Genomic DNA, 21,660 nt, shown 5'->3' on the forward strand with positions numbered 1-21,660 from the left:
CGCGCGGCCCACTCCCTCGCCGACCCGCCCGGAAGCGGAGGCGCCGTCGTCGTCGGAGTCACCGGACCCGGTGGATGCCGGCCCGGTGGCGCCGTGACCCGGCGAGGGCGAACACCCCGGGTGTGACGGGCTGGGCAGGGGTGGTCAGCGGCGGGGTTTGGTGATGGTGAAGAGGACGCGGAGTACCAGTACGGAGCTGATCAGCAGCATGTTGTAGCCGAAGATGTCGAACAGGCGCAGGGAGCCGGTGACCTTGGGGCCGCCCTGGGTGGAGAGCAGCAGGATGCCGAGGACGCCGGTGAGTCCGCCGAGGAAGGTGAGCAGCACGTCCCGGACGAGGGACTGGATGAAGCGCCGGTCCCGTTCGTCCGCGAGCAGCCGTACGTTGATGCCCAGCCGGCCCTGTTCCAGCGCGCTGCTGATGCGCTCGGCCCGGCGCGGCAGCCGGAGCAGCATCGGCAGCACGGCGGCGGCCTCGTCGGCCAGGGAGCGGCTCAGGTGCTGCGGGGAGAGTCTGCGGGACAGCTCGGTGGCGGCGAAGGCGCGCGCCTCCTCGACGAGGTCGAAGCCCGGCACCAGCCGGCCCAGCGCGCCCTCGACGGTCGCCAGCGCCCGGAAGGCCGCGGCCACTTCGGGCGGCACGGTGAGTCCGTACTGCGCCACCAGCAGGAACAGGTCCGAGAACATCTCGCGGCCCGGCGGCCCGGAGGAGGCGAGGTGGCGGGCCGTGTAGCGGCCCAGCGCACGGGTGAAGCGCTCCTCGTCGATCTCGTCGGGCCGCTCCACCAGGTCCAGCAGGGCGTCGGACAGCGCCCGCGGGTCGTTGCGGTCGATCGCCATGAGCAGTTCGCGCAGACTGCCGCGCAGCATCCGGTCGATCCGGCCGACGGAGCCGAAGTCGACCAGGCCGAGCCTGCCGTCGCTCAGGACCAGGACGTTCCCGGAGTGCGGGTCGGCGTGGAAGACGCCGCCGATGACGATCTGGCCGAGCAGGCAGCCGAACAGGTCGCGGGCGAGGCGCTCGCGGTCGAGGCCCTGCGCGTCGAGGACGGCGTCGGCCCGGTTCAGCGTGACGCCGTCGAGCCATTCGACGACCAGGACCCGTTCGGTGCTCAGCCGGTGGTGGACCTCCGGCATCAGCACCCGCGGGCCGGCCGCGGGGCGGCCGTCCCCGTCCGCGCCCTCCGGTTCCTCACCGGCGGCGACGGCGGCGTTGGCGGCGACGGCCGCCGTGTTGCGGGCCTCGGTGCGGAAGTCGAGTTCCTCGTGGAGCGAGTCGGCGAACCCCCGCACCAGTTCCCGGGAGCCGACCGTCCGGCCCCAGGCGGTGTTCCGCTCGAGCATGTCGCTGATCCGGAACAGGATGTCGAGGTCGCGTTCCACCACCTGCCGTGCGCCGGGCCGCTGCACCTTGACGGCCACGGCACGGCCGTCGTGCAGCCGGGCGCGGTGCACCTGGGCCATGGATCCGGCCGCGAGCGGCTCGGTCTGGAACTCCGCGAACACCTTCTCCGGCGGGGCCTTGAGCTCCTCGGCCAGCACCCGCGCGATGTCGGGCCACGGTTCGGCGGCGACCTCGTGCTGCAGCGCGCTCAGTTCGTCGGCGAACACGGCGGGCAGCAGGTCGTGCCGGGAGGAGAGGACCTGGCCCAGTTTGACGAAGGTGGCGCCCGCCTCCTCCAGCGCCAGCCGCAGGGACCGGGCGAGCGCGGCCTGCTCCTGGGGGTTCGCGGTGCCGCCGCGGGAGCGGCCGGTCAGGAAGCGGCGCAGCCCGTGCCGTACGGCGATCCCGCTGAGCTGGGTGTAGCGCCGGCTGCGCGCCAGCCTGCGGCGCGCGGCGCCGGGCCAGCGCACCATGCCGCGCAGCGGGCCGCCGACCACCGCCTCGGAGAGCACCAGGAAGATCATCGCCCCGAGCAGGGCCGCACCCAGCTGCACGGTCACCAGCGGGGTGCGGCTCGCCTGCGGTCCCATCGGGGTGCCGACCACGCCGGCGGCCAGCAGTCCGGCGACGCCGGTGAGCAGTGCCCGGACCGCGCCGATGCGCAGTCCGAGCACCCTGCGGGCCAGTACGGCCATGATCACGGGGCCGAGCAGTGCGGTGGCCCCGGCGATCAGGAGGAAGCTGCTCACGTACGGTGGGCGGCGACGGGCTCCCGCTCCGCGTCGTCCTCGTCCGCCGGCTCCCCCGGTTCGGTGCGGACCCGGCCGGGCCACCACGTCCGGTGGCCGAGCAGGGTGGTCACCGCGGGAACCAGCAGCACCGCCATCACGAAGGCGGTGAGCAGGATGCCGAAGGCGACCGCGAAGCCCATCTGCCGGAGCATGGAGTTCTGGGCCAGCAGCAGGACGCCGAAGGTGCCGGCGAGGATCACGGCCGCCGTCCCGACGGTGGACGTGGAGTGGGTGATCGCCTGGCGGACGGCCTCCGCCGGGGTGCTGCCGCGACCGACCTCCTCACGCAGCCTGGCCACCATGAGGATGTTGTAGTCGGTACCGATCGCCACGACGAACAGGTAGACGATCACCGGCAGGGTGAACGGCAGACCCGCCTCGCCCGCGAGGTTCTGGAAGAGCAGCACGGTGGCGCCCAGGGTCGCGGCGAAGCCCAGTCCGACCGCGGCCATCAGGTACAGGGGCGCGACGACGCTGCGCAGCAGCAGGCCCAGGATCAGCATGATGGCCAGGCCCGCGGCCGGGAACACCACGGAGTAGTCGCGGTTGGTGGCGTGCTGGATGTCGGCGAGCACGGCGGACGTGCCGCCGACGAGGGCGCGGGTGCCGTCGGGCGCCGCCTCGTGGGCGGCGTCGCGCAGCGGACCGGCGAGCAGTTCGACGGCCCGGTCGCTGTCCGGCTTGTGCGCCAGCACCACGCCGAACTTGGCGATGTCGCCCTTGGGCGCGAGGACCGGGGGCGTCACCCGCCCGAAGTCGGCGGCGCCCAGCTTCTCGCCGTAGGCGTCGATCTGGCCCTGCTCCAGCTTGCCGCCGTCCTCGGCCTCCAGGAACACCCAGGTGGGGTCGGTCTGGCCGGCCGCGAAGCCGCGCTCCAGCTCCTTGGCCGCCTGGACCGACTCGAGGTCCTTGGGCAGGGAACTGCTGCTGTCGAAGACGGTGTTGAGGCTGAGGACGCCCGCGGCGAGGGCGGCGAGCAGACCGCCGGAGACGGCGGCGACGAGGCCGGGACGGCGGGCGGTGAGCGCTCCGGTCCGGGCGGCGAGGGTGTGCTTGGGTTCCTTGCTCCACGCCTTGGACGGCCAGAACGCCTTGGTGCCGAGGAGGGAGAAGACGGCCGGTACGAGGGTCAGCGCGGCGATCAGGGTGACGCCGACCGAGATGGCCAGCGCCGGGCCGAGGGCCTTCAGCATGCCCAGGCTGGACAGCAGCAGGGCGAGGAAGGCGACGACGACGGCGCCGGCGGCCGAGGCGATGGTCTCCCCGACGCGGGTGACCGCCTCGGTCATGGCCTCCTTGGGCGCCTGGCCCTTCCGCAGGAACTCGCGGTAGCGGAAGAGCAGGAAGAGCAGGTAGTCGGTGCCGACTCCGAAGAGCACCACGATCAGGATCGAACCGATCGAGGCGTCCGCCTGGAACCCGCCCGCCTCGGAGGCGATGGCGATCAGGCCGGTGGCGAGCACGAAGACCAGGGCGATCACGAGGACCGGCAGGATGGCGATGAGCGGGCTGCGGAAGATGGCGGCCAGCAGCACGATCAGCAGGACCAGGGTCGCCATCATGATCATGGCGTCGGTGTCGCCGGAGGACTCCTTGGTGTCCAGCGCCGTCGCCGCCGAGCCGGTGATGCCCATGTGCAGGGAGGTGCCCTCGAGGAGGGGTTTGGCCTCTTCGCGCAGCTCGCCGACGGACTCCATGAGGGTCTCGTCGTAGGGGTTGTCGGTCGTCGCGAGGATGCTCGCCAGGGCGATCTCGCCGTTCTCGGAGACGGCCTCGGGGCTCGTCTGGACGGCGCCGATCTTCTCCAGGTCCGCCTTCTCCAGCCCGGCGGCGACCTTCTTCACGTCCGCGAGGTCGGCCTCGGTGAGCCGGCCGTTGTCGTCGCGGCGGAAGACGATGACGGAGGCGGGCTGCTCCTGCTGCGGGAACGCCCGCTTCTGGACCTCGGCGGCCTTCACCGACTCGTAGTGGGAGGGCAGGAACTCGGCCTGGTCGCTGACCGGCTTCAGGGGCGGGGCCAGGGCTGCCACGCCTATCGCCGCGATCACCCACGCCAGGATGGTCAGCCAGGGGTGTTTGACGGCGGACCGTCCGACCCGTCCGAACATGGGGGGAGGCTCCTTCTCAGGGGGTGCAAGGGCGCAACGATTGTGGTCCGCGCGCGTTCCCCCGCCGTCGGCCGGCGGCGGAAACTGGCATCAAGCTGCCGGGCGCGGAGGTGTATTCCGGCGGGCGTTCCGTTTCGCGCACCCCGCGGTTCCGGGCCGCCGCGGCCACGGCCGGCGCTCGCCCGGCGCGGGGCGCGTTCCTGACACCTTCTTGCCAGCTCCGTTGTCCCCCTTGGTGGGGACTGCAATGGTTGCGGCCGGAAACGGCGGAGTACCTGCGCCGTGGATCCGCTCCCGCTGGCCGCACCGACAGGATGGGTTCCCTCGTGACCGCAGAGCAGCTGTACGAGCTCCCGGCCACCGTGGTGTGCGGCGCCGGCCGCCCGGTCGCTGCCGAGCTGCTGGGCCGGCTCGGACCCGATGTGCCGTGTTTCCAGGACCGGTTGGGCGGGGCGCTGGCCGACGCGGAGCGGCTGCTGCGGGAACGTACGCGTGACGCGTCCGACCACCGGGTGAGGGAACTCACCGGGCATCTGGCGGCCACCGGCGGCAAGCGGATGCGGCCCCTGCTGGTGCTGCTCGCGGCCGAGTTCGGTGATCCCGGCAGTGAGGGCGTGGCGCAGGCGGCCGTCGTCGCGGAGCTGGTCCATCTGGCCTCGCTGTACCACGACGACGTCGTGGACCGTGCCGCCGTGCGGCACGGCGCCGCCAGCGCCAACGCCCTGTGGGGCAACCGGGCGGCCGCCCAGGGCGGCAACTGGCTGCTGGCCCGGGGCGCCCGGCTGTCGGCTGACCTGGTGCCGGACGCCTTGGCGCTCAACGCCCGTACGGCCAACCGGATCGTCGAGGGCCAGCTGCTCGAACTCGTCGGCCCCGGGCCGGGCGCCGATCCCGTCGCGCACTACTTCCGGGTCGCCGCGGGCAAGACCGCCGCGCTGCTCGCCATGTCGCTGGGTGTGGGCGCCTTCCAGGCCGGGGCGCCGCGGGCGGCCGCCGACGCCCTCGTGGAGTACGGCGAACAACTCGGTCTGGCCTTCCAGATAGCCGACGACCTGCTCGACCTCCGCTCGTCCGAGGCGGCCAGCGGCAAGGAGCAGGGCAGGGACCTGCTCGCCGGGGTGCCCAGCCTTCCCGTGCTGCTCGCCCGCGAGGGCACGGACGCGGGCGACGCCGAACTGCGGGAACTGCTGGCGGCGGGGCCGGCCGCGGGCGAGGACTGGCACGGCCGGGCCCTGAAGCTGTTCTCCGACTCGCGGGCCGCGGCCCGGGCGGAGACGCTCATGCACCAGAGGCTGGGCCGGGCGCGTGCCGCGCTCGGCGTCCTGCCGCCGCTGCCCGCGCGCCGCACGCTCGACGCGCTCTGTGACTTCGTGGCCCTGCGCAACGGCTGATCCGGCCGGCTTCCCGCGTCCGTGAGGAGATCTCCGTGTCCGCACCCGTACTCGAGGGCCCCCTGGGCCCGGCCCTGCTGAAGCTGCTGGGCGCCGGCCCGTCTCCGGACGAACTGGCCACCGTCGCGGCCCTCCTGACCCGCGGCCCCCTCCCCCGCCGCCCCGAACCCCCGCACGGCGAAGCCTGCGGGTCGTCGGCACGGGCGGCCGGAACGGCGGGTCGGCGACGACCCGTGCCCCGACACTGAGCGCCCGGCCCTCTCACGCCACGGGCCGGCCTGCGCTGCCCGTGTACCGGAGCGTGCGGGGCGGGCTCGGCGCCCCGCACGGTCCCTGAGAGGCCGGGCCACACCACATGAGTGCCCCGCAGGCGCCCGCCTGCGGGGCGTTGGCATGGGCGGACCGCTACCGACGAGCGCAAGGGGCCGGAACGGCGGAAGCGCGACGGCCGGTGCCTCGGCGCCGAGCGCTCGGCTCTCTCGTCCCGGCCACGCCTGCGGGGCCTCGGCCCGGCGGGGCCGGCAACAGGCGCCGTAGCGGTGAATCCGCGCTGTCCGAGTGCCGGAGCCCCGCACGACTCCCGAGGAGCCGAGCCACACCACATCGATGCCGGGCAAGCGCCCGGCTGCGGGGCGTTGGCATGGGCGGCCAGAATCGCACGCCCGTGAGGGGCCGGAACGGTGGATCAGCTGCGGTGCGGACCTCTCACCCCGTGCGGCGAAGCCGCTCGACGCGTCGGCGGGAGCCGCGGGCGGGTCTGCGGGGCCGGTGACGAGGGCGGTGGCGGGGGAGCTGTGGTGGCCGGGTGGCCGGGGATGGCTGGCCGGGCCATGTCCATGCCCTGCGGGCCGGGGGACGTCGACGCCCTGCACGCGGGCGCGCGCAGGGCGTGGGGATGGGCGCGGGGCGCCGGGGTCAGATCAGGCCGACCTGCATGGCGCGGGCGCCCGCCTGGAACCTGCTGCGTGCGTCGAGGGCGACCATGGCGGCCGCCACGTCGTTGCGGACGGTGCGGACGCTGCAGCCGAGGCGTCGGGCGATGGCGTCGTCGGTGAGGCCCTCGGCCAGCAGGCGGAGCACGATCTCGGTGCGGGGTCTGCGCGCGGTCGGGGTGCCGGGCGTGCGTCTCAGCTGCCGTACCGCGGCGCCCCGTTCCCAGAACCGCTCGGCCAGTGCGCACAGCGAGTCCAGCTCCGCCGCGGAGCGCACCACCCGGGGTTCCCGGGCGTCGTCGATGACCACGGCCACCGCCCCGTCCATGATCATGGCGCACACCGGCACCGAGTCCGCCATGCGGGGCTGGACGTCCTGCTGGGCCAGCCACTGGGCGTGGACCATCGCGGGATGGGCGTGGAAGACCGAGGACGCCCACACGGCCCGCAGCCGCGTGCCGCGCCGGAGCGCCATGTCCACGATGGGCCGGGAGAAGGCGAAGTCGCCCTCCAGGTAGCGCGGGACGAGGAACACCACGTCGCGCTCCGCCTTGGCGACCATCCGCTCGATCACGGTGGACGCGTCGTGGCGGTACCCGCCGGAGCCGGCGGACTCCTCGATCCGTTCGACCGCCCGCTCGTGCAGGGCGATGAACCGGTCGATCTCGACCGGCCGGGGCTGCGGGGAGTGCCCCTCGTGCATCGCCCGGGCCAGCAGGGCCGGCAGGGCGATGCACGGCTCCACCGCGCGGAAGGCGGTGGGGTCGTCCGCCGAGACGGCGGCGAGTCCCTCGGCCCTCAGTGTGTCCATCGCACGTACGACCTCGGACGACGGCCACTTCATGACCTCGACCAGTTCCTGCGTCTGCCAGTTCGCCCGCCTGAGCAGCCTCCGGTAGAGAAGCTCCGAACGTTCGTCGAGACCGATCCCGGATTGCGCCACATCAACCTCTCGGAAAATGTCTTCCCGAGGGCAGGTTTTGCCCTCTCGCGCTTTAAACCTAGGCACCGGGAGAACGGCTTGGAGTGTTCGGTCTCGGGTTCGACAGGATGGTGCCACCGGGACAGGACATCCCGCCCACTGCGCCGGGGCAGGGGGCGGGATGAGGGCACAACCGGTCACCCGGTCCGTGGCCGGGTGACCGGAGTCAGGGGGTCACATCACCCGGAACGAGCGCTTCGAGATCGGCGCGCACACGCACACCAGGGCCAGGCAGACCGCGACGGTGGTGAGCAGTTCCATCACGCTCGCGTTCCCCGCGACCAGGCTCCGCACCGCGTCGTTGGCGTACGAGATGGGGTTGCCCTGGGCGATGACGCGGAGCCCGGTCGGCATCGACTCCGGCGGCACGAAGGCGTTGGACGCGAAGAGCAGCGGGAAGGTGAGCAGCGTGGTGATCATGCGCAGCACGTCCCCGTTGCGCAGCAGCGCGGCCATCATGATGAAGATCCAGCTCATGGACCAGCCGACGAGCAGGCTCATCACGATCGCGCCCAGGACGCCGAGGACTCCGCCGGGAGGCGCGAACCCGAAGATGAGCGCGGCCAGCACGGCGACGGCGATCAGCTGGTAGAGCGAGCGCGCCGCGTCGGCGAAGCTGCGCGCCAGCAGCACGCTGAACCTGTTGATGGGCAGCGTGTGGAAGCGGGTGATGACGTCGTTGCGCAGGTCGTTGATGAGACCGTTGCCCGCCTGGGCGCCCGCGGCGACCGCGGTGATGATCATGATGGCGGGGGCCAGACCGTCGATGTACGCCATGTCCTTCGACATGCCGGGCGCCTCGCCCAGCACCTTCAGCACGCCGGCGAACATCAGCAGCATGACGAGGGGCTCGACGAACGTGACGATGATGACGCCCGCGTTCATGTAGGGCCGCAGCGAGCGGCCGGTGAGCGCGATGGTCTGGGTGAACAGTCCGCTGCCGCCCCACTGGGAGGCCACGCCGTCCCGCGCGGGCGGTGTCCGCCGGGGGCTCGCCTCGGCTTCGACGACCGTCATCTCTGTGCTCCTTCTACGGTGGGAATGGTCGGGACGGTCACGCGGGCACCGGCGTTCCGGCGGACTCGTGGGTGAGCCTCAGATAGACGTCGTCCAGGGTGGGTTCGGAGAAGCCGAGTTCGGCTATCTCGGTGTGCGCCTCGTTGAGCGTGCGCACCACGGCCGCCAGGTCCGCGGAGGCGGCCACGGGCACGCCGACGGCGGCCGAGGAGTCCTGCGCGGCGGTGGCCCGGAAGCCCGCGCCGGTCAGGGCGCGCAGCGCGGCCGGCACCTCCGACTCGGCCGTCAGCGTCACGGTCACCATGCGCTGTCCGACGGCCGCCTTGAGTTCCGCGGGCGTTCCCTCCGCGACCACGGATCCCTTGGAGAGCAGGGTGATCCGCTCGCAGAGCCGGTCGGCCTCCTCCAGGTACTGCGTGGTGAGGAGCACCGACACGCCGTCCTTGGCGAGCCGTTCGATGACCTCCCACACGGCGATGCGGGAGTTGGGGTCCAGCCCGGTGGTCGGCTCGTCGAGGAAGATCACCTGGGGGGAGCCGACGAGGCTCGCGCCGATGTCCAGCCGCCTGCGCATGCCGCCCGAGTAGGTCGAGGCCGGCCGCTTGGCCGCCTCGGTCAGTTCGAACAGCTCGAGCAGTTCGTCCGCGCGGGCGAGGGCCTGGCGCCTGCTCGCGCCAAGCAGGCGGGCGATCAGGGTCAGGTTCTCGCGGCCGGAGAGCTGTTCGTCCACGGACGCGAACTGCCCGGTCAGGCCGATGCGCCGGCGGACCTCCTGGGCGTCGGCGGACACGTCGAGGCCGCCGATCCGGGCGGTGCCGGAGGTCGGCTCCAGCAGCGTGGAGAGAATGTGGACCAGGGTGGTCTTGCCGGCGCCGTTGTGGCCGAGCAGGCCGTGGATCGACCCCTCGGGAACCGCGACGCTCACACCGTTCAGCGCGGTGACGTCACCGAACGACTTCGTTACGTCGATTGCCTCAATCATGGGATTGGCCACGTGCGGGGCCTCCGTTGCTCTCTCCGGCGGCCCGGTCGCCAGGCCATGGTTCGGACATGTTCGGGGAATTTCCTCAACCGCTGCTTCGTGATGCTAGGGCGGTATCAGAACGGAGACGGGGCGCCTGCAGGTTGTTGAAATGCGACGGTCGGTGAACCGTCCGTTTCGGCGATACGTGCGATTCGCGGCCGCGCCATGCGCAGATAATCCTCGGTCGCCAGGGCCATGGACAGATCCAGGCGGGCGGCGTTGAAGAACAGCGTGTCGCCGCGGAGCAGGTCCTCGTCGACGATCAGTTCGAGGTCGGGGTGGAAGGAGAAGGGAATGATGGAGCCGCTGACCGAGCCGGCGAGCCGCTCGGCGGTCTCCCGGTCGGCGAATCCCGCCTTGCGCCCGCCGGCGCACTCGGCGACCCGGGCCAGGTCCAGGCGCCGGTCGCCGGGGACGACGGCCAGTACGTACCGGCAGGTCCTCTTGGTCGGCCGCACCGCGACCACCAGGCTCTTGGCGCTCTCGGTGAGAGCGTGCCCGCGCAGCGCGCTGGCCACCTCGGTGCGTCCCTCGGGGACGTGCTCGATCAGCCGGTAGTCGGCACCGTGGTGGTCGGCGAGCGCGCGCAGCCGCTGGTAGGTCTCCCCGGTCATCAGACCGTCAGGCCGCCGTCGATCTGCAGGACCGAACCGGTGATGTAGGCGGCGCGTCCGCCGGCCAGGTAGGCGACGAGATCGGCGACTTCCTCGGCCTGTCCGAAACGCCGCAGCGGAATGCTCTTCGCGGCGTCCTTCTTGACCTTTTCCGAAAGCTCGGACGTCATATCGGTCTCGATGTATCCGGGTGCCACGACGTTCGCCCGGATGTTGTACCGGCCGACCTCTTTGGCGAGCGCCCTGGTGAATCCGATGATGCCCGCCTTGGAGGCGGAGTAGTTGGACTGCGTGGCATTTCCGTACACACCGGCGATGGAGGAAATGTTGATGATCGTGCCGGACTTGCGCTTCATCATTTCGAATATCACGGCACGGCACACGTGGTAGACACCGTCGAGATTGGTGTCCAGGACCTTGTGCCAGTCGTCGTCGGACATGAGGACCAGCGGGTTGTCGCGGGTGATGCCGGCCGAGCTCACCGCCACGTCGATGGGGCCCAGTTCGGACTCCGTGCGGGCGACCCAGTCGCGGACCGAGGCGGCGTCGGTGACGTCGGCGCGGACGGCCAGGGCGCGGTGGCCGAGTTCGGCCGCCTCCTTCTCCAGCTCGAGCGCCGCCTGCTCGTTGGACTGGTAGCAGAAGGAGACGTCGTGTCCCTCGGCCGCGAGCCGCAGCACCACGGCCCGGCCGATGCCGCGCGATCCGCCGCTCACCAGGGCGACCGGCGCTGTGTTCTCCGTCATGACACTCCGTAGGTTGTCGGGGCGGTGGTTCAGGAAGAGGGCGGCGCGAGGGCCTCGCCCGGGCGGAAGGCCATGGTGATCCCGCCCATGGTCATCAGCGGTTCACCGCCCACGGTGCTCTCGCCCTCGAAGATCATCGTGTCGTCGACGGCCCGCTGCAGGCGGGCGTGGTGCTCCACGGTGTCGCCGGGGAAGGCGCGCCGGTGGAACTCGATGCCGCTCATCGAGCCGAACAGCATCACCTGGCCGTCGGCCGCGCCGCCGGCCAGGCGTTTGGCGAGGATGCCGGCGGTCTGGGTCCAGGACTCGATCAGCAGGAAGTCCGGGTAGGCGAGCTCGTCCGGTGCGGGGTGCTCGCCGAGCCGGGCGTACCAGGGCTCGTTGAGGGTGACGGCCTTGACCGCCCGGATGCGGTCCTCCGTCAGGTCGAGCACGCGGTCGACCAGCAGCATGGGGTAGCGGTGCGGGAGGGTGGCCCGCACCTCGGCGGGGGTCAGCATGCCGTCGCCTCCGGGGCGTAGCGCAGGCGGACGGAGGCCGTCCTGCCGTGCGCGGTGGCGACCTTGGCGGCGCAGCGCCAGCCCTCCCCGCGCGGGGACCAGGTGACCTCGACGGTCAGTTCGTCGCCGGGGTGGACGGCGGCGGTGAAGCGGGTGGACTCCACGGCGGCCAGCCGCAGCCCCTCGGTCAGGGGCGGCCGCGCCGACTCGGCGGCGCGGCGCACGCACTCCATGACGCAGACGCCGGGGAAGATCGGGAAGTCCGGGTAGTGTCCGGCGAAGACCGGCTCGTCCGCGGTGATCTCCACCGTGAAGCCGGCCGTCCAGGCCCCGGACCCCTCGTCGTGGGCGAGCTCGCGCACCGGCCGCGGGACGGCCAGGACGGGACTGGTCACGGACGCTCCACCAGCTTGCGGTGGACGACCTCGTAGGCGCTGTTCAGCGTCCGGACGGTGCTCATCTCCGTCTCGGCGAACTTGATGCCGTAGGCGCGTTCCAGCACCACGACCACCTCCAGGGCCATCAGGGAGTCGACTCCCAGGGTCTGGACGAAGTCGGTGTCGTCCCCGACGTCGGCCACGTCGGCGTCGATGGTCTCGGCGAGCAGCTGCCGGAGGTGTTCCCGGTCGAGTCCGGCGGCCGTGTCGATCGGCATGTGAGGAACTTCTTTCGTCGAGTACGAAGGGTGAGAGGACGTCAGTTGGCCGTGAGGCGCAGTGCGGCGCAGGCGACGACGCCGTTGTCGTCCACGGAGGAGACGAGGGCGACGGCGCCCCGGGGGGTGCCGGGCTGCTCGGCGGCGGCCAGCAGCGCGCCGATCTGGAAGGCCGCGGAGGCCGCCGCGGTGTCGCCCACCGGCGTCATCGCCGGCGCCCGGCCGAGGACCGTCTCGCCGAAGCGGGCGGTGAGCACCTCGCGTTCACGGTCGCCGAGGGCGCCCGCGGGGCCGGAGGTGGAGACCGCCCACACGTCCCCCGCCTCCACTCCCCCGCGCCGCAGTACGCCGTCCACGCATCCGGCGAGCGCGTCGCCCGGGTCGTCGGCGTACACCCGCGACTGCACGGCGAGCACCTCGGCCAGGGCCCGGTCACGGGCGTCCGGCAGCTCGCCCGACTCCAGCATGAACATGGCGCAGCCCTCGCCGAGGACGGTGTCCGCGCCGTCCTCGCCGCGCCGGTGGTGGTCCAGCCAGGCGCGGGCGTCGGAGAACTCCTCGGCGGCGCCGGAGAGCACCGCCCGCGCGCGGCCGGAGGCGAGCAGTCCCGCGGCGTAGCTCAGCGCGGACAGCCCGGCGACGCGGCCGCCGGCGATGGTGGTGTTCGGGCCCTTGAGGCTGTGCCGGATGGCGCACTGGCCGGCCGCGCAGTTCATCACCGCGTTCGGCATCAGCGACGGGTCGACGTAGAACGGCTTGTCGCCCTCCAGGGAGGCGCGGGTGAAGTCCATCATGCTCTGCGCGCTGCCGGTGGTGGTGCCGAGCACCAGGGCGGTCTCCTCGTCGGAGGCGGTGCGCCGCTCCCCGGAGTCCTCCAGCAGGTCACGGACGGCGGTGACGGCCAGTCCGGTCACCCGGTCCATGGAGCGGGTGCCCTTCTTGCCGAGCACCTCGCGCAGTTCGAATCCGGGGATCAGGCAGGCGTGGCTGTCGGGCGCCGCCCACTGCCCGGGGTCCAGCGGGGACCTGGTGTCCTGTCCGGCCAGCACGCCGGCCACGAACCTGTCCTTGCCGATGCCGTACGGCGACACCGCGGACCACGCGGTGATCACCGGCCGGGCCGCGGTCGCCGGCGCGCTCGCCGAAAGGGTCATGGTCACTTTCCGTTCTGCTCGGTGGTGCTCGGTGTCGTCGAAGTCCGGTGGAGCCGCTCAGACGGCGGCCGGCTGGACGCCGGCCGGCACCGGCGGGCGCAGCACGAGCGTGGCGACGCCGTCGTCGGAGTCGGTGCCCGCCACCAGCCACATCGGGCCGTCGGCGCCCTCGTCGAGGGCGCCGACCGCGGCCGCGCACTGCACGACGCCGAGCGCTCCCGACAGCTCGCCCCACACCGCGGCGAGGTCGTGCACGGGCAGTCCCGCGGCGAGCGACGGGGTGGCGGCGGCGGGCGCGTACCAGGCGGCCGGCTCGGACTCGACCTCGGCGAGCTCGCCGATGGTGCCCGCCACGTCCAGTCCCCTGGTGTGCGCGCCGATCAGGGCCCGCACGGTGGCGCCGCGGGCCTCGGCGGCCTCGGTGTGCTCCAGGACGACGGCCGCGGCGCCGTCCACCAGCGGACCGCCGACCAGGCCGCGGGCGATCTCGTTGTCCGGTTCGACGCCCACCACGACGACGTGGTCGGCACGGCCGGAGCGCAGCAGGGCGGCGCCCCAGCGGATCGCGTCGAGCCCGGAGGCGGGCCCGTTGCACAGCATCAGGTTGGGGCCCTTGAGGCCCCACCGGATGGCGATCTCGGAGGCGATGATGTTGCTGGAGGCGTTCGGGGTGTCCATCGGGCTGACGCCGTAGGTGCCCTCGTCGGCGATGGTGCGCACCACGCGGCAGACGGTGTCGACGTTGCCCAGGTTGGAGCTGACCAGGACCGCGGTGCGGGTGCCGTCGACGGTCAGGGCGCCGTCGGCCAGCAGACCGGAGTCGGTGAGCACCCGCTGCGCGGCGCACAGCCCGAGCTGGGTCGCGCGGTCCTTGTAGCGCAGCCCCTTCTTGCCCAGGACGGCCGCCGGTTCGACGGCGCCCCCGGGGTGCCGCCCGGTGGCCAGGGCGGCGGCCAGGGCGGTGGCGGAGTCGGCGCCCGGCAGGGCGACGCCGACTCCGGTGACGGCCATCCTCATGATCCCTCCACAATGGCTACGGCGTTGACCCCGCCGAACCCGAATCCGTGCACCTGTGCGAGCGCCACGTCGTGCTTGGCCTCCTGGGCGCGGACCAGGCGCAGGCCGGCGGCCTCCTCGATGGGCTCGTCGAGGTTGACGAGCGGCGGCACCTTTCCGGTGGCCATGGTCTGCAGTGTCGTGACCAGGCTCATCAGGCCCGCCGAGCCGCTGGTGTGGCCGGTCATGGGCTTGATGCCGGTCAGCACCGGGCCGCCGGCGGCCTCTCCGAAAACCTCGCCGTAGGCGGTGATCTCCACGAGGTCGTTGAGCGGGGTGCCGGTGCCGTGGAGCATCACCATGTCGATGTCCTCGGGGCGGGTGCCGGCCAGCCGGTGCGCCTGCCGCATCGCCTCGGCGACCTGCTCCGGGTCGGGCGCGGTGGGGTGCTTGGCGTCGCAGGTCATGCCGACGCCGCGCAGCCTGCCCCAGAGCCTGCCGCCCGGCCACTTGACGTGCTCCCCGCGCAGCACCACGGCCGCGGCGCCGTCGCCGAGGATGGTGCCCCGGCGGTTGACGTCCAGGGTGCGCAGCGCGGTCGGCGGGTTGGGCTGGACCCGGTCGGCCAGTCCGTGCATGGACTCGGTGATGGAGTCCACGCCCGCCACGATGACGGTGTCCGCCTCGCCCATCGCCAGCAGGTCCGCGCCGAGCGCGAGCGTGTACAGGGAGGCGGAGCAGGCGTTGGAGACGGTGAGGGTGTCGGCGGTGCCGAACCGTTCCCGCAGGGCGGTGCCGAAGTGCAGCCGGTCGACGCCGAATGGCGCTCCGTCCCGCCACCACAGCTCGGCGGAGCGCAGCTCGCGCAGTCCGGTGCCGACGAGCACCGGGACGCCGGACAGGTCGTCGCCGAGGCCCGCGTCCGCGGCGGCCTGGCCGACGGCGTCCAGCAGGAACCCGGTGGCGCGCAGCGTGCGGTCGGCGCCCTCCGGCCGGTCGTCGATCTCGAACAGCTGCTTGCCGTTGTAGAGGCCGCTGTCGAATCCGCGCATCGGGCCGAGTCCGCCGCGTCCGGCGCAGAGGCCGGCGAAGATCTCGTCGGCGTCCCGGCCGACGCTCGCGACGGCGCCGACGCCGATGATGGGCACTCTCATCGGACACCGTCCTGGTACTTGCCGAGGATCACGATGGCGTTGTTGCCGCCGAAGGCGAGGCCATTGTTCTGCACGACCCTCAGGTCCGCCTCGACCGACTTGTTGGGCACGCAGTCGATCTCGCACTCGGGGTCGGTCTCGCGGTGGTTGATGGTCGGCGGGATGAAGCCGTGGTGGATCGACAGGGCGCAGGCGATGGCGGCCAGCGCGCTGGCGGCGCCCATGGTGTGGCCGAGCATCGACTTCAGGGAGACGGTGCGGGGCACGGTGTCGCCGTACACGTCGTGGATGGCCCGCGACTCGGTGACGTCGTTTGCCTTGGTGCCGGTGCCGTGGGCGGAGATCAGGTCGACCTCGGCCGGCTTGACGCCGGCGTTCTCCAGGGCGATCTCCATGCAGCGGGCGACGCTGGACTGGTTCGGGGCGACCTGGTGGTAGGCGTCGCAGTTCATGCCGTAGCCGAGCACCTCGGCGTAGATGCGGGCGCCGCGGGCGCGGGCGGAGGCCAGGCTCTCCAGCATCAGGACGCCCGCTCCCTCACCGGTGAGGATGCCCTTGCGGTCGGAGTCGAAGGGGCGGCACACGTCGGGGGCGATGGTGCCGAGCCGGTAGAAGCCGGTGAAGGTCTTGCGGCACATGGCGTCGGCGCCGCCGCAGAGGGCGTACTCGACCTCGCCGCTGCGGATGGCGTCGAAGCCCTGGCCGATGGCGTAGTTGCCGGCCGAGCAGGCGGTGGCGATGGTCACCGCCTCGACGTCGGACAGGCCCAGTTCCTGGGCGGCCGCTATGGAGAGGCGGTTGGGGTGGACGCGGCGGGCGACCGTGGGGTCCATGGCCGCCGGTCCCGAGGCGACCTCGGTGCCGACCAGGTGGTCGAGTTCGTAGGACTCCCCGTCGGTGGTGCCGATGGAGATCATGCCGCGCCGGGCGCGCAGGTCGTCCAGGTCGACGCCGGCGGCCTCGACGGCCATGCGGGCGGCGGCCACGGAGAACTGCGTGGCGCGGCCCAGGGTCTCGGTGGGCAGGTGGTGGATCCAGCGCTCCGGTTCGGCGCCGGTGATCTCGCAGCCGTTGGCGTGCGCGAAGCCCTCGGTGTCGAACAGGGTGATCGGCTTCGCACCGCTGCGGCCGGCCCGAAGCCCTTCCGCGAACTCATCGGCGCCCACACCGATGCTGGAGAACACGCCGAACCCGGTCAGCACGACACGGGTGGCCGCGTCGTCACGCGACGCGTCGGAAACGTTCACTGACATCAATCTCCCTCGGTACGGCGTGGCCGCCTTGGATGAGGACGTGTTCCGGCTCGGCGGCCGGGCTGCGGAGGGCGGGGTTCCGTTCCCGGCCCTCCGGCCGCCCGGCTCGTAGCCGCTACTTCTGGGCCGCGACGGCCTCGCCGACCACGGCGTAGACGCCGTCGAGGTTGACCATGCGCTCCAGCTCGGACTGCTCGATGGTGATCTTGAACTCCTTCTCGAGGCCCGCGAGGATCTCGATGGCGCGCAGCGAGTCGGCGCCGTGGTCCTCCTTGAAGAGGCTGCTGTCGGTCACCTCGTCCTCCTCGAGCTCGAGGACGTCGCAGACGATCTCCTTGATGCGGGCCTGGCTGTCGGTGTCGATGGCCGTGGTCATGTGAATCCCTCTGTTCTTTCCGGTGGTTCGGTCGGTGTTTCGGGTGGGTCGTGGCGGCCGGCGGCCTGGCGGGCCGGGCCGCACGTCTGGGCGCGCGTGACCTGACGCGGGTGTGCGGGGTCGTGCGCGGGGCGCGGGGTACGCGCCGTCAGCTGGGGCCGGGGGACGGGAGCCTGAAGGGGCGCGGGACGGCGGTGCGCCGGGCGCCGCCGCGGCAGACCTCCCGGGGGTCCCAGCCGGGCGTGCGTTCGGGCAGCAGGTCGGGGTCGCCGTACACGGTCCCGGCGCGGGCGGCGGCGAGCAGCGGCTCGCCGAGGATGCCCGCGGCGCAGCCGACGCCGCCGAGCATGACGCCGGCGATGCCGTTGCCGGCCTGGGTGCTGGCGCCGACGACGTGGAGTCCCTCGATGGCGGTGGCGGTGCCGGGGCGGCTGGTGCCGCCCCACTCCGCCATGCCGAAGGGGGTGCCGCCGGTGGAGAGGGTGTAGCGCTCGTGGGTGAGCGGGGTGGCCGCCTCCAGGTGGGTGATGTGCGGGCGCAGCGGGCCGAGGGCCTTCTCGGCGGCGTTCAGCGTGGACTCGATAAGTTCCTGCTTGCGCCGCAGGTAGGTCGGGTTGCGGCGGTAGTCGCCGCCGCCGGCCGGTCCCTCCTCGACGCCCCACCACGCGTAGTCCGGCGGGCACAGCGTCATCACCTGGAGGTTGGCGTGGCCCGGCGGGCACAGCGCGCGGTTCTCCGGGTCCTTGAGCGAGGCGAAGGAGCAGAAGAGGAAGGGGACGTCGCCCGTCTCCCCGTCGCTCACCCGGTCGAAGTAGCCGTCGATGTCGTCGGTGTCGTACCACCACAGGTTGGCGTTGGGCCGGTCCCGCAGGTCGGTGTCGAGGCCGAGGTAGAGCACCAGCCAGGGCATGCCCATCTTCGCCCGGCGGGTGCGGCCGACCACCGACTTCTGGAAGTGCTCCTCGCCGACGAGTTCCAGCACGGTGCGCGGGTAGTCCGCGTTGGAGACCACCAGGTCCGCGGTGACGACCTCGCCGCCCTCCAGGTGGACGCCGGCGGCCTTGCGGTTCTCGACGAGGATGCGGGCCACCCTGCTGCGGGTGCGGACCTCTCCGCCGTGCGCCTCGATCACCTCGACCAGGCCCGCGGCGAGCATCTGCCCGCCGCCCGCCGGGTAGTAGGCCCCGCGCAGGTAGTGGTCGGTGACGCTGGTGTGCCGCGCCACCGTGGCCTGCTTCGGGGTGAGCCCGTAGTTGGGGGCCTGGGCGGCGAGCACGGTACGGGCCCTCGGCGACAGTCCGCAGTGCCGGAACAGGTCGTCCAGGGTGCGCCGTCCCCACTGCCGGATGGTGGCGGTGCGGGCGGCGATGTCCTGGGGCGTCCAGCGGTGGGCCTCGAACAGCGCGGAGCGCTGCTCGTCCCCGAGCGCCGAGCAGATGTCGGCGAACGTGTTCAGGCCGTCCGCCTCCTCCGGCATGGCCTCCGTGAGGCGCCGCCGGTACGCGTCCCAGCCGGCGGGCATGTCCACGGAGACGCCCGGCACCCGGATGAGGTCGAAGCGGTCCTGGTCCATCTCGAGGAAGTCGACCCGGTCGCCGAGTCCGAGGCCGGACAGGATGCTCGGGATGACTCCCCCGGGCGCGCAGTCGCCCAGGTAGTGGACGCCCACGTCGAACTCGTAGCTGCGGCGGCGCCGGAACACATGGCTGTTGCCGCCCACGATCGAGAACTGTTCCAGTACCAGGACCCGCTTGCCCGAGACGGCCAGGTACGCCGCGGCGGTGAGGCCGCCGAGTCCGGCACCGACCACCACGGCATCCCAGTCGGTGCCGCGCCCGGTGCCGTGCGCGTGGCTGTCCACAGTCGTCTCCTCGTCATGTGCCGTGGGGTGGGGGTGTTGCCCCGGCCTCCGCACCGGCCGGGGCAAGTAGGTGGGGCAGGTCAGCCGCAGCCGCCGGCGTGACCCTGGTCGCCGCCGGCCGCCAGCAGGTCGGCGTGGGCGGCCGGGTCCGGCGCCTCGGGGGCCTGCGCGGCGGCCGGGGCGGCCTTGCGCTCGTCGCCGAGGACGGCCCGTACGAAGGGCTCGACCCGGTCCACGCCCCAGAACTTGTCGCGGCCGTGGAGGAAGAACGGCACGCCGAACAGGCCGTCGTGCGCGGACTCGGCGAGCAGCGCGGCGCCCCGCTTGCGCAGGTCCGGGTCCTGGGCGGCGGTGGACAGGCGCTGGGCGTCGAGGCCGAGCTCCCGCGCGATGCCGGCGATCACCTCCGGGTCGGAGATGTTCTTGCCGTCCTGCCAGCGCGCCTGGTAGGCGGCTGCCACGAAGTCCTTGCCGCGGCCCTCGTCGTCGGCGGCGATCCACGCCAGGTGGGCCACCTCCCAGCAGGGGTCGCGGTCGATGGGCCAGCTGATGTTCGTCAGCCCCCGGTCGGTGGCGAGCCTGCGGGTGTCCTGCAGGATGTAGAAGTTCTTCGCCCGGCTCATGGCGACGATCGGGAGGGTGACGCCCTCGTCGGCCAGCAGCCGTGCGGTCTCCTCGTCCGGCTCCCAGAACGGCAGCCAGTCGATGGAGTCGAGCACCTCGGGGTGGGTGCTCATCAGGTCGCGGTAGGCGAACCAGGAGTAGGGGCTGCGCAGGGAGAAGTACCAGCGCGGCCGGCGGCGCGATGCCATGGGGGTCCTCCGGACTGAGGGGTCGGGGGTCACTCGCCGCGCAGCGCGCGCAGGACCTCGTCGTCGAAGACGGCCATCTGCCACTCGGAGTCCGGGGTCTCCTTGTGGCAGTACCCGTGGGTGATCTCGCCGGTGGCGGTCTTGACGAGGTTGCCGTCGCGCACGACGTAGAAGTCCATGCGGGAGGTGTAGAGCATGTCCTTGAAGACGGACTCCACCGTGTAGACGGAGTACAGGTCCTCCTCCATGACCGCCTCGTCGGTGAAGCGCAGCTTGTTCTGCGTCACCACGGGGATCCAGCCGCGCTCGTCGAGCAGCCGCTTGATGCTGATGCCGCGGGAGGCGACGAAGAGGTGCTTGGCCTCCTCCATCTGGCGGAGGTAGCCGGACATCTGCATGCGCTCGGTGAAGTGGCAGTAGTAGTACGGGATGCGCCACTTCCAGCCGATGGCGTTGTCGTCGCCGATGATCTCGGAGAGCACCGGGTCGCTGGTGGCGTCCTCGCCGCGGTGGAACGCGCCGTGCAGGTCGTCGACCGGGGTGGAGGCCAGCTCGCTGAGCTCGGCGGTGGCGAGCCGGTCGACCACGAAGCGCTCGAGCTCCGCGGGGAGCGGGGCGGCGTCGGGGATGGCGGGGTCGCGGCGCAGCAGCACGCGGAACCTGGAGGTGACGGCCTTCTTGGGGGCGCCGTCGCGCTCCACGATCGCCGCCACCGCGAACACCATCTCGCGGTCGGTGTCCTTGGTCTTGGGGGTGACCTCGACGGTCACGTCGTCGTCGAGCGTGAGGACGGTGTGCAGGCGGGTGTCGACGCCGACCACGTCGAAGTTGACGCCGTGCACCAGGTACAGCTCGGTGGCGCCGAGGCCGACGGCCCGGAAGTGGTCGAGCACCGCCGCTTCGAGCAGGTAGTTGTCACACTTGAAACCGATCGCGGTGTTGATGTTGCCGCCCTCGTAGGAGGGGCGCATGGTCACCGAACTCGGCTCGGTCAGCAGCTTCTTGATCTCGACATCGGTCAGGGTGGCCATCGATGTACTCCCGTACTCAGTTGACCGCCGCCGGGGGGTGCCCCGCCGGCAGCGTGGTGAGGAATTGCTGGACAGCGAGCGAGAACAGGTCAGGGCGCTCGGCCATCGGGGTGTGCGCGCAGCCCTCGACACGGGTGGCCGAGGCGTTGCCGAGCCGGGCCGCGAGGCGGGCGCCCTCGGCCGGCGGGACGATCGGGTCCTGGTCGCCCGTGACGACGTGCACGGGCAGGTCCACCAGGTGGACGGGGAGGAACGGGATGCGCAGATAGGCGTGCAGGTGGCGGACCACCCAGTGCGGGCCCAGCTGTTCGCAGGACCGCTCGGCCATCTCGGCCCGCAGGTCCGGGGCGAGCGGCTTGCGCGAGCGGGCCAGGATGCCGTCCTCCGCGCCGAGTCTCAGCAGGTCGAGGAAGCGCGGCAGTTCGCCCCAGGAGAAGTCCCGCGGACTCTCCCGGTAGAACGGCGACACCAGGACGACGCCGTGCACGCCGAGTTCCTCGCGCGGGTCCCGGCCGTCGGCCGCCAGGCCGGCCAGCAGGGTGACCAGCAGGACCGTGGCGTAGGAGTGCGCGATCACCACGTCCGCCCCGCCGGGAACCCGGCGGATCGCCTCGGTGATCCAGGCCGCGTCGTCCGGCTCGGCCGGCGCGAAGGCGCCGCCCGCCCGCCAGGGCATCCCGGCGCTCCACAGCTCCAGTCCCGCCGGCCGGCCGTCCACGAAGGCGTCCCAGCAGCTCTCGCTGCTGCCGAGGCCGTGCAGCAGCAGCGCGCGCCGGCCGGCTTCGCCGGACACGGTCCGCTGCCGGAGCACGAGCGGCTCGACATCGCCTTCTGGGAGCACCGGACATCCCTTTCGGAGGAATTCGGGCAGCGGAGGAT

The 21,660-nt window shown here is 72.5% G+C and carries 21 protein-coding genes; 2 read left to right on the forward strand and 19 right to left on the reverse strand.

The window, feature by feature from the left end:
- Positions 1–144 precede the first annotated feature (144 nt).
- Together CNQ36_RS10220 and CNQ36_RS10225 are read right to left on the reverse strand one after the other, a co-directional pair.
- A complete protein-coding gene (locus tag CNQ36_RS10220) occupies positions 145–2,133 on the reverse strand; it encodes an ABC1 kinase family protein (RefSeq protein WP_228312939.1) in 1,989 nt (662 codons plus the stop codon).
- Positions 2,130–4,283 carry an MMPL family transporter gene (locus CNQ36_RS10225; protein ID WP_121545748.1) on the reverse strand — a complete coding sequence of 718 codons (2,154 nt, stop codon included), beginning with the start codon at positions 4,281–4,283 and terminating at the stop codon, positions 2,130–2,132. Before CNQ36_RS10225 ends, CNQ36_RS10220 begins: the two co-directional genes overlap by 4 nt.
- 326 nt (positions 4,284–4,609) lie before the next feature.
- On the opposite strand from CNQ36_RS10225, the gene CNQ36_RS10230 reads away from it, so the two are divergent.
- Complete coding sequence (locus CNQ36_RS10230) at positions 4,610–5,674, forward strand: polyprenyl synthetase family protein (protein ID WP_121545749.1); 1,065 nt, start codon at positions 4,610–4,612, stop codon at positions 5,672–5,674.
- Positions 5,675–5,709: 35 nt separating this feature from the next.
- Positions 5,710–5,922 (forward strand): hypothetical protein, encoded by a 213-nt coding sequence (locus CNQ36_RS34640; RefSeq protein ID WP_163013228.1) that lies wholly within the window; start codon positions 5,710–5,712, stop codon positions 5,920–5,922.
- Between the two features lie 667 nt (positions 5,923–6,589).
- Here CNQ36_RS34640 and CNQ36_RS35580 read toward each other — a convergent pair.
- The 17 genes from CNQ36_RS35580 to CNQ36_RS10315 form a co-directional block, all read right to left on the reverse strand.
- Positions 6,590–7,549, reverse strand: a complete 960-nt coding sequence (locus CNQ36_RS35580; RefSeq protein WP_040907349.1) for a helix-turn-helix transcriptional regulator — start codon at positions 7,547–7,549, stop codon at positions 6,590–6,592.
- Between the two features lie 213 nt (positions 7,550–7,762).
- On the reverse strand, positions 7,763–8,605 hold the full coding sequence (locus tag CNQ36_RS10240) for an ABC transporter permease (protein ID WP_121545750.1): 843 nt from the start codon (positions 8,603–8,605) through the stop codon (positions 7,763–7,765).
- 37 nt (positions 8,606–8,642) lie between these two features.
- Positions 8,643–9,587, reverse strand: a complete 945-nt coding sequence (locus tag CNQ36_RS10245; RefSeq protein WP_176117045.1) for an ATP-binding cassette domain-containing protein — start codon at positions 9,585–9,587, stop codon at positions 8,643–8,645.
- A 116-nt stretch (positions 9,588–9,703) separates the two neighbouring features.
- Complete coding sequence (locus CNQ36_RS10250) at positions 9,704–10,243, reverse strand: YbaK/EbsC family protein (protein ID WP_004931919.1); 540 nt, start codon at positions 10,241–10,243, stop codon at positions 9,704–9,706.
- Complete coding sequence (gene fabG, locus CNQ36_RS10255) at positions 10,243–10,989, reverse strand: 3-oxoacyl-[acyl-carrier-protein] reductase (protein ID WP_004931917.1); 747 nt, start codon at positions 10,987–10,989, stop codon at positions 10,243–10,245. Before fabG ends, CNQ36_RS10250 begins: the two co-directional genes overlap by 1 nt.
- A gap of 29 nt (positions 10,990–11,018) precedes the next feature.
- Entirely contained in the window at positions 11,019–11,489 is a 471-nt protein-coding gene (locus CNQ36_RS10260) for a 3-hydroxyacyl-ACP dehydratase FabZ family protein (protein WP_004931915.1), read from the reverse strand.
- Entirely contained in the window at positions 11,483–11,884 is a 402-nt protein-coding gene (locus CNQ36_RS10265; RefSeq protein WP_121545752.1) for a 3-hydroxyacyl-ACP dehydratase FabZ family protein, read from the reverse strand. Before CNQ36_RS10265 ends, CNQ36_RS10260 begins: the two co-directional genes overlap by 7 nt.
- Positions 11,881–12,144 (reverse strand): acyl carrier protein, encoded by a 264-nt coding sequence (locus tag CNQ36_RS10270; RefSeq protein ID WP_004931911.1) that lies wholly within the window; start codon positions 12,142–12,144, stop codon positions 11,881–11,883. Before CNQ36_RS10270 ends, CNQ36_RS10265 begins: the two co-directional genes overlap by 4 nt.
- Before the next feature lie 41 nt (positions 12,145–12,185).
- Positions 12,186–13,298 (reverse strand): beta-ketoacyl synthase N-terminal-like domain-containing protein, encoded by a 1,113-nt coding sequence (locus CNQ36_RS10275; RefSeq protein WP_004931910.1) that lies wholly within the window; start codon positions 13,296–13,298, stop codon positions 12,186–12,188.
- A gap of 57 nt (positions 13,299–13,355) precedes the next feature.
- Positions 13,356–14,315 carry a beta-ketoacyl synthase N-terminal-like domain-containing protein gene (locus CNQ36_RS10280; protein WP_121545753.1) on the reverse strand — a complete coding sequence of 320 codons (960 nt, stop codon included), beginning with the start codon at positions 14,313–14,315 and terminating at the stop codon, positions 13,356–13,358.
- On the reverse strand, positions 14,312–15,448 hold the full coding sequence (locus tag CNQ36_RS10285; protein WP_121545754.1) for a beta-ketoacyl-[acyl-carrier-protein] synthase family protein: 1,137 nt from the start codon (positions 15,446–15,448) through the stop codon (positions 14,312–14,314). The genes CNQ36_RS10280 and CNQ36_RS10285 overlap by 4 nt, the downstream gene beginning before the upstream one ends.
- Positions 15,445–16,701, reverse strand: coding sequence for a beta-ketoacyl-[acyl-carrier-protein] synthase family protein (locus CNQ36_RS10290; RefSeq protein WP_004931904.1), 1,257 nt, complete (start codon positions 16,699–16,701; stop codon positions 15,445–15,447). Before CNQ36_RS10290 ends, CNQ36_RS10285 begins: the two co-directional genes overlap by 4 nt.
- A 115-nt stretch (positions 16,702–16,816) precedes the next feature.
- The gene (locus tag CNQ36_RS10295; protein WP_004931903.1) at positions 16,817–17,077 is read right to left on the reverse strand and encodes an acyl carrier protein; all 261 of its coding nucleotides are present in this window, start codon (positions 17,075–17,077) and stop codon (positions 16,817–16,819) included.
- Between the two features lie 148 nt (positions 17,078–17,225).
- The gene (locus CNQ36_RS10300; RefSeq protein ID WP_121545755.1) at positions 17,226–18,938 is read right to left on the reverse strand and encodes a phytoene desaturase family protein; all 1,713 of its coding nucleotides are present in this window, start codon (positions 18,936–18,938) and stop codon (positions 17,226–17,228) included.
- Between the two features lie 80 nt (positions 18,939–19,018).
- Positions 19,019–19,750: a 2-hydroxychromene-2-carboxylate isomerase gene (locus CNQ36_RS10305; protein ID WP_004931899.1), complete on the reverse strand. Its 732-nt coding sequence runs from the start codon at positions 19,748–19,750 to the stop codon at positions 19,019–19,021.
- A 29-nt stretch (positions 19,751–19,779) separates the two neighbouring features.
- Positions 19,780–20,781 carry a thioesterase family protein gene (locus tag CNQ36_RS10310; protein WP_004931898.1) on the reverse strand — a complete coding sequence of 334 codons (1,002 nt, stop codon included), beginning with the start codon at positions 20,779–20,781 and terminating at the stop codon, positions 19,780–19,782.
- 16 nt (positions 20,782–20,797) lie between these two features.
- Complete coding sequence (locus CNQ36_RS10315; RefSeq protein ID WP_121545756.1) at positions 20,798–21,622, reverse strand: alpha/beta fold hydrolase; 825 nt, start codon at positions 21,620–21,622, stop codon at positions 20,798–20,800.
- Between the last annotated feature and the right edge of the window lie 38 nt (positions 21,623–21,660).

The organism is Streptomyces fungicidicus (assembly GCF_003665435.1).
Classification (GTDB): Bacteria; Actinomycetota; Actinomycetes; order Streptomycetales; family Streptomycetaceae; genus Streptomyces; species Streptomyces fungicidicus.

Coding starts and splice junctions, on each gene's coding strand:
- CNQ36_RS10225 (WP_121545748.1), bottom strand. CDS start 4,283: ATGTTCGGACGGGTCGGACGGTCCGCCGTCAAACACCCCTGGCTGACC.
- CNQ36_RS10240 (WP_121545750.1), bottom strand. CDS start 8,605: ATGACGGTCGTCGAAGCCGAGGCGAGCCCCCGGCGGACACCGCCCGCG.
- CNQ36_RS10245 (WP_176117045.1), bottom strand. CDS start 9,587: ATGATTGAGGCAATCGACGTAACGAAGTCGTTCGGTGACGTCACCGCG.
- CNQ36_RS10250 (WP_004931919.1), bottom strand. CDS start 10,243: ATGACCGGGGAGACCTACCAGCGGCTGCGCGCGCTCGCCGACCACCAC.
- fabG (WP_004931917.1), bottom strand. CDS start 10,989: ATGACGGAGAACACAGCGCCGGTCGCCCTGGTGAGCGGCGGATCGCGC.
- CNQ36_RS10260 (WP_004931915.1), bottom strand. CDS start 11,489: ATGCTGACCCCCGCCGAGGTGCGGGCCACCCTCCCGCACCGCTACCCC.
- CNQ36_RS10270 (WP_004931911.1), bottom strand. CDS start 12,144: ATGCCGATCGACACGGCCGCCGGACTCGACCGGGAACACCTCCGGCAG.
- CNQ36_RS10275 (WP_004931910.1), bottom strand. CDS start 13,298: ATGACCCTTTCGGCGAGCGCGCCGGCGACCGCGGCCCGGCCGGTGATC.
- CNQ36_RS10280 (WP_121545753.1), bottom strand. CDS start 14,315: ATGAGGATGGCCGTCACCGGAGTCGGCGTCGCCCTGCCGGGCGCCGAC.
- CNQ36_RS10285 (WP_121545754.1), bottom strand. CDS start 15,448: ATGAGAGTGCCCATCATCGGCGTCGGCGCCGTCGCGAGCGTCGGCCGG.
- CNQ36_RS10290 (WP_004931904.1), bottom strand. CDS start 16,701: ATGTCAGTGAACGTTTCCGACGCGTCGCGTGACGACGCGGCCACCCGT.
- CNQ36_RS10295 (WP_004931903.1), bottom strand. CDS start 17,077: ATGACCACGGCCATCGACACCGACAGCCAGGCCCGCATCAAGGAGATC.
- CNQ36_RS10305 (WP_004931899.1), bottom strand. CDS start 19,750: ATGGCATCGCGCCGCCGGCCGCGCTGGTACTTCTCCCTGCGCAGCCCC.
- CNQ36_RS10310 (WP_004931898.1), bottom strand. CDS start 20,781: ATGGCCACCCTGACCGATGTCGAGATCAAGAAGCTGCTGACCGAGCCG.